Raw genomic sequence first — 5583 nt, 5'->3', positions numbered from 1 at the left:
GGAGTTGTTAGGAAGTGCGGTTTGCGTTTTTAATTCTAATAACAGTTTTATTATTGAAAATATACTAGCTAATGATCATACGGATGAATATAACTGGCACGATCTAATAGATCGTACATCTGGCGAACTATTGAAACCTGTAAAGGATACTATTACAAAACAGTCAAATACTGATATTGCTAATAAGTTTGATAAGATCGTCGCTAAGAGAAATAGAATAATGCATAGTTTCCAAGTTACTTCTCCTGAAGGCTCTGATGATAAAGACAATCAAATACTGGCTACTAAATATAAAAACGGAAAACAAGAAATTATTACAATAGATTTTCTGCTTGAGTTCATAAAAATGAATGAAGACCTATCTACCAAACTTCATAATTTTAGAGGACATTAAGCACGCTGAACGAACATACTGTAAATTATTGATTAATGACTTACAGTGAAAACATGACGCCTACCACAGGAACCGAACTACTAAAACACTTGTAAGCCCTGGTATTCAAGATACTCTGATATTCTGAGCTACATCAGTGAATACCTAAAAATAAGCGAAATAATGAAGTAGCCATACTCTACTTTCGGATAAGTCTGTTATAAGTGGTTCCATATTAACAGTCTATTTTGAGTAGTCTGTTAATAGGTTTTTGGGGCTTTTAAGGTGGTTCCGCTAGGGTATACATTAGGATGACCAATCAGGTGAAATAGCTGGTTCGACACCCTACATGGGAACTATACTCTCAAATAATAAACTCATGCTAATCAAATAGCTTTTCAACAAACAGTTCATAATTAAAATCACCTTCTCTATCCATAAACTCTGGATTCAAAACGCCTGTATTCGAATATAGGATTGCCCACCAATTCTTATCAGGAGATAGTCTATCAATTTCAGCGCTTACAGCCATGCTAGACTGTATCGGCAAACCTGAAAAATCATTTGTTATTAAATGTGCCAAAAGTTCTTTGATTTTCTGTTTTTCCTGTTCTTCATTTAATTTAGAACCGTTGAATACCTCATCAAAAAACTCGTCGTGCTTTAACTTAAGGTTTCCATCAATCTCATCAACGTAGTCGTTAGTCCAGAAAATTAAATCACTCCAATATCGATATGGAGAAATTCGACTGATTTCATCCAAAACTTTGTCATCTTCTTGCTCACTTAAAGTATTTGATAATAACTTATCAATAAGAATGGTCATTTTTTCTCTAATTTCTTCTTGTTTCATATTATTTTCGTCTCAGAATAATTTAGTCAAAACCATTTAACATAACGTTCGTAACGACTCATACTATCAATTTCATGGTATATAAATTTATACCTAAGGTTAGTATTCCGATGCCTGTATAGCGCACCGATCACTAATGGAATATTTATGGTAAGTACACCATGAAGTACACTGCAACCAATTCAGAGATTTTAAACCTTGATACTCCTAGCCCACAGCCTAGTGTTCAAGTCCTTACTAGGGAACCGAACCCGTCTAACACACTCATAAGTCCTAGTATTCAAGATATTCTCTGATAGGACGTTTATTAAACTGTGTAGGGTCTTTTCTAAGGCGGTTAACCATTTCAAACTCCCATGCTTGCTGTGACTGACCAGCTGGGCTAGTAGGGCTTACTAAATGATTGTATTCCGCAATAAAAGCAGGGTTGCGAGCAATACGCCCTAGTTGCTTATCATTTAACCCATCGACAGTGAACATATCAACGGTATCAGGGTCACGAAAAACATCCTTAGCAGTGATTGTGTTCTTCTTTTTTGGCTTGAATTTTAGCACTAGATGCGTAAACTTCCGCCCCGTTTTAGTCATCTCATAAGTGACATTGAAGGGGGATTTTTCATTTATCTCATCAACAGCCGTATCAATCACTCTGACCTTTAAATCTTTAGTTGCTTCATACTTATCTTTCAAATCCAGTGCTTCACGCAAATCATTAATTTTAATAGTACAAATACCTGTGCTGCGAAACTGCATCATCATTAAGTAAACGCGATAACTATAAAAACTACCGAAATCAACCACATCATCAAGCATGAGTTGTGTGAACTGTTCCCTTAACTGCGAGATATAAGGGATAATATCCTCATGTAGTACCACTCTAGCTATTAGGTTATCATCGCTATTAGCGATCATTGGTAGGCTGTCCATGAGATTATGCAAGCGTAACGAGCTTATAAATTCTTCGTCACTCTCTGCGTCAGGGTATTCTTTTTTTAACCTTTCAAATACCTCACTTTTGAAATGCAATACGTTATGCACCCAATGTGTGTCTAAGTCACCAATTGGCGTTTTGATTGTAATAACTCTGCTCAGCAAGTCCTTACAAGCTGAACGTATATCACGAGCTACATTCTTAGGCTCAACCCCTAACCTCACAAAATCGTTTTTAGTAATGTAATACGCTTTTTTAGGGTCAACTGGCTCATCATCTTTTGGCATTTGAGAAATAGCGACAAGTATCAGCCGTATTTCATTAACTGTTAATTTATACGATGCACGGATTAACTTATTATCCATTACCACTAAACCATTATTTTTTTTAACGTCCATTGTAGTTCCTTATACTCAAATAGGACATTATAATATAGAAGTCCTAGTTGTGCGTCAATCCGTCCTATTAAGTGCGTCATTCCGTCCTAGTTGTGCGTCAATCCGTCCTAGTTGTGCGTCAATCCGTCCTAGTTAGTCTAGTTAAACCCATGCTGGGTATGGCTTTCAGAGGGTCTAAAAATCTTTTAAAAATCTTTTAAAAATATAAAAAAGGATTTTCTTTAAAATTCAATAAAAAAGAGCAAAAGCCAAAGTAATGATTAAATTCATCATTGAGAGCAAATCAGACATCTATTTTCAGTTAAAAATGATAATATTAGTAAGAAGGGCAAGGACACATATAGGGTACTCTATCGAGACTCCCTATATGACCTTGTAAGGGGAAACCCCTTAACCCCAACTGTCACGAACCGATGTGACAGTAAAAAGCCAAAAACCAAAAAGAGCCAAGCCCATGCCTCAAGAGAACCGAACCAAAGAAATCAAAATCAGACTCACTGAAGATGAACACCAAGCACTTTTAGACAGAATGGAAGGCAACCAATTAGCAACATGGATCAGAAAAACAGCCCTTTCTCAGAAAATCGCCAAACCTTACAAAAATGCTGATCCTAAACTTTTGGCAAGCTTAGGACGCATTGGCGGCAATCTGAACCAAATCGCTAAACAAGCCAACACCCTAGACAAAGATACCGACAAGCTAAGAGTGTTTGCACAGCTGACCGTTATCAGAGAGCAGTTAAACGAGGTATTAGACCGCCATGATCGTTAAATTCTTCAAAAATAGCGGTGGTGGTAGCGCAAATGCCACTATGAACTACCTATTAGGCAAAGAAAACGACCGAGAAGGCGCCAGATTGCTCTCTGGTGACCCTGAACTAACAAAAAGGCTGTCAGGTAGCCTAAGCTTTCAAAACCGCTATACGGTGGGTGTATTGAGCTTTGAGGAGAAAAACCTTCCTGATGAAGACAAAAGAGCCATCATGGAGAGCTTTGAGAGCAGCCTTTTGGCAGGATTAGACAAAGACCAGTACAACATCACTTGGATAGAACATACCGATAAAGAGCGCCTAGAGCTTAATTTTGTCATCGCCAACGTGGAATTAACCACAGGAAAGCGTTTGCAGCCCTACTTTGACAGGGCAGATCGACCCCTAGTTGAGAACTGGAAACAGGTTACTAACCATGAATACGGATTGACCGACCCTCACGACCCCGACAAAACCCAAGCCGTTAAGACCCTTAACCGGCAAAATTTACCCAAAGCGGTGCAACAGGTCAAAGCGCAGATAGGGCAAGCCATAGCTCACCAAATTGAGCAGGGCAATATCACAGACCGCAAGGGGGTTACAGATACACTCGAGCAAGCAGGCTTTGAGATTGCAAGAACCACAGACAAATCAATCAGCATCAAAAACCCAGAGGGCAAGCGCAATATACGATTAGAGGGCGTTATTTATGAAAATAGACAACTTGGTAAAGAACTTGGAGAAGACCACAGCAGAGCAAGACAAGATTATGCAGGAGCAGGCGCAGAGCGTTACCAAACAGCACTTAGCAAGCTACAACGCGCTATTGAGGTCAAGCAGGAACGAAACCGAGCAAGCTTTAGCCGAGAACATCAACCTTATCAAACAGAGCAAAAGCAGCATACAGCAAGCCTTAGCCTACAAAACGATGCTAGGGGGACTGATGGGCGTTCTACTGACCATATTAGCCGTTCTGTTCATTCTAACCGCATGGACAGGGATAGATTTAAAGAACAAGAAAGCAGAATTAGCAGAGATAACGGCAAAGATAGAGCAATCACCTTTGGAAGCCAAAGCACTCACACAGGTGGAGATACTGGAACAAGACGGAATGATTTATATAGCGACCAAAGAAGGGGTGAAGGCAAGGAACTTCAACAACGAGACCAGTCACGTATTGGAAATCAAATAGGGCTTGAGCATGAACGACTTTTTAACACGTTGCAACGAGCTGGCGGACGCACTGGAGAAAAAGACCGCACAGCAGCAAATACAAATAGAGCGATTGACAGCAGTCAATCATCATTTAAACAAGCAAAACAACTCATTACAGCGACAAATACAAGCATTGGAGAACGAGAACAGCAGACTCAACAGCGAGAACAACACGCTCAACAAGTCCTTGAAGCCAGTCAGCAAGCACAGAAGGAGATAAGCCGAGGTATTGAATTAGAGCTATAAACATATTGAATTAGCTGTATAATTGGCTTATATCTAACATACATACGTAAGCGAAAGGTGATTATTATGACTACAACCAACTACAACGTGCGTCTTGATCAAGACCTAAAAGATAGGGCGTTTTCTGTTATTGAAAGCTATGGACTAACGCCTTCACAAGCCATCAGACTGTTTTTAAATCAAATAGCCGATACCAATCAGGTTCCCTTGTCTTTTGATTATCAGCCTAAGCTCAACGCGCAAACCATTGCGGCTATTGCAGAGATTGCCGATGGTAAAGGCACTAAGTACGATAGCTTTGGTGATTTGATGGATGAGCTAGAAGGCGAGGCTGATGAGATCCATTGAAGTATCAAGTCAGTTTAAGAGAGATGCCAAAAAGAATTATTTAAGCTTACTCACTCCTGCATGGGGCGAGGTGCTTAATTGTCTGACTAACGATATACCGCTACCGGCTAAATACAAAGACCATGCGTTGACCGGCAATCATAAAGGGTTTAGGGATTGCCATATTAAACCTGATTTGGTGCTTATCTACCGTATTCAAAGCGTTACGGTAGATTTTGTTAGGCTGGGTAGCCATTCGGAAGTGTTTGATTAGCCTAAAGCTAATGCCCTTCGGTTGATGAATCAAAAGGTAGCTAGGATAGGCGAAAAGACTATTACAGGTTTTAAGTGGTTCCATAAGTTTACATTTGTAAAAACGGAGAACAAATATGTATGAACACTACAGCAGACAATGTTTGCCATCTAAAAAGTATAGGGAGTTGTTAGGAAGTGCGGTTTGCGTTTTTAATTCTAATAACAGTTTTATTATT

The 5583-nt window shown here is 39.4% G+C and carries 7 protein-coding genes; 5 read left to right on the top strand and 2 right to left on the bottom strand.

The features are described 5' to 3' along the window. The coding region (locus EI164_RS14305) for a selenium binding protein (protein ID WP_318779559.1) at positions 1-394 on the top strand (394 nt) is incomplete at its 5' end. A gap of 361 nt (positions 395-755) precedes the next feature. Here EI164_RS14305 and EI164_RS14300 read toward each other — a convergent pair. After that, positions 756-1226 (bottom strand): hypothetical protein, encoded by a 471-nt coding sequence (locus tag EI164_RS14300; protein WP_144296245.1) that lies wholly within the window; start codon positions 1224-1226, stop codon positions 756-758. A gap of 273 nt (positions 1227-1499) precedes the next feature. Continuing rightward, the gene (locus EI164_RS14295; RefSeq protein ID WP_192520597.1) at positions 1500-2555 is read right to left on the bottom strand and encodes a replication initiation protein; all 1056 of its coding nucleotides are present in this window, start codon (positions 2553-2555) and stop codon (positions 1500-1502) included. A 454-nt stretch (positions 2556-3009) separates the two neighbouring features. Between EI164_RS14295 and EI164_RS14290 the strand changes: the two genes are divergently transcribed. From EI164_RS14290 to EI164_RS14275, 4 genes are all read left to right on the top strand, one after another. After that, positions 3010-3327, top strand: a complete 318-nt coding sequence (locus EI164_RS14290; RefSeq protein ID WP_192520596.1) for a plasmid mobilization protein — start codon at positions 3010-3012, stop codon at positions 3325-3327. After that, complete coding sequence (locus EI164_RS14285; protein WP_192520595.1) at positions 3317-4765, top strand: relaxase/mobilization nuclease domain-containing protein; 1449 nt, start codon at positions 3317-3319, stop codon at positions 4763-4765. The genes EI164_RS14290 and EI164_RS14285 overlap by 11 nt, the downstream gene beginning before the upstream one ends. 66 nt (positions 4766-4831) lie before the next feature. Beyond that, a complete protein-coding gene (locus tag EI164_RS14280; protein WP_192520594.1) occupies positions 4832-5113 on the top strand; it encodes a type II toxin-antitoxin system RelB/DinJ family antitoxin in 282 nt (93 codons plus the stop codon). Further along, positions 5100-5366, top strand: coding sequence for a type II toxin-antitoxin system YafQ family toxin (locus tag EI164_RS14275; RefSeq protein WP_192520593.1), 267 nt, complete (start codon positions 5100-5102; stop codon positions 5364-5366). Before EI164_RS14280 ends, EI164_RS14275 begins: the two co-directional genes overlap by 14 nt. Positions 5367-5583: the final 217 nt, after the last annotated feature.

The sequence above is a fragment of the Psychrobacter sp. FME13 genome (assembly GCF_014861395.1).
GTDB lineage: Bacteria > Pseudomonadota > Gammaproteobacteria > Pseudomonadales > Moraxellaceae > Psychrobacter.
The sequence above is the reverse complement of the archived record's forward strand: the minus strand, read 5'-3'. Positions and strand labels throughout refer to the sequence as shown.

Excerpts from the sequence above, each read along its gene's own strand:
- EI164_RS14280 (WP_192520594.1), top strand. The coding sequence starts at position 4,832 with ATGACTACAACCAACTACAACGTGCGTCTTGATCAAGACCTAAAAGAT.
- EI164_RS14295 (WP_192520597.1), bottom strand. The coding sequence starts at position 2,555 with ATGGACGTTAAAAAAAATAATGGTTTAGTGGTAATGGATAATAAGTTA.
- EI164_RS14275 (WP_192520593.1), top strand. The coding sequence starts at position 5,100 with ATGAGATCCATTGAAGTATCAAGTCAGTTTAAGAGAGATGCCAAAAAG.
- EI164_RS14285 (WP_192520595.1), top strand. The coding sequence starts at position 3,317 with ATGATCGTTAAATTCTTCAAAAATAGCGGTGGTGGTAGCGCAAATGCC.
- EI164_RS14300 (WP_144296245.1), bottom strand. The coding sequence starts at position 1,226 with ATGAAACAAGAAGAAATTAGAGAAAAAATGACCATTCTTATTGATAAG.
- EI164_RS14290 (WP_192520596.1), top strand. The coding sequence starts at position 3,010 with ATGCCTCAAGAGAACCGAACCAAAGAAATCAAAATCAGACTCACTGAA.